Origin of the sequence: Secundilactobacillus silagei JCM 19001 (genome assembly GCF_002217945.1) — a bacterium.
GTDB lineage: Bacteria > Bacillota > Bacilli > Lactobacillales > Lactobacillaceae > Secundilactobacillus > Secundilactobacillus silagei.
Genome location: NZ_BCMG01000033.1, coordinates 1 through 497, shown reverse-complemented (window position 1 = coordinate 497; position 497 = coordinate 1). Strand labels below are relative to the sequence as shown.

At 52.1% G+C, this 497-nt stretch carries 1 rRNA gene; it reads right to left on the bottom strand.

Annotated elements, in window-relative coordinates:
• Nucleotides 1-57: 57 nt before the first annotated feature.
• A 23S ribosomal RNA gene (locus CES79_RS12400) occupies nucleotides 58-497 on the bottom strand; the annotation flags it as partial.

Below are 497 nucleotides of genomic sequence, written 5' to 3'. Positions count from 1 at the left end.
CTGATGCTCTCAAAACTAGACAATATCAATTTCTTTTACCGATGAACACCACTACTCGTGGTTAAGTCCTCGACCGATTAGTACTAGTCCGCTCCGTGCATCGCTGCACTTCCACTTCTAGCCTATCTACCTGATCATCTCTCAGGGGTCTTACTTCCATAAAGGAATGGGAAATCTCATCTTGAGGCGAGTTTCACACTTAGATGCTTTCAGCGTTTATCTCATCCACACATAGCTACTCAGCAATGCGCCTGGCGGCACAACTGATACACCAGCGGTGTGTCCATTCCGGTCCTCTCGTACTAGGAACAGCTCCTCTCAAATTTCCTACGCCCGCGACGGATAGGGACCGAACTGTCTCACGACGTTCTGAACCCAGCTCGCGTACCGCTTTAATGGGCGAACAGCCCAACCCTTGGGACCGACTACAGCCCCAGGATGCGATGAGCCGACATCGAGGTGCCAAACCTCCCCGTCGATGTGGACTCTTGGGGGAG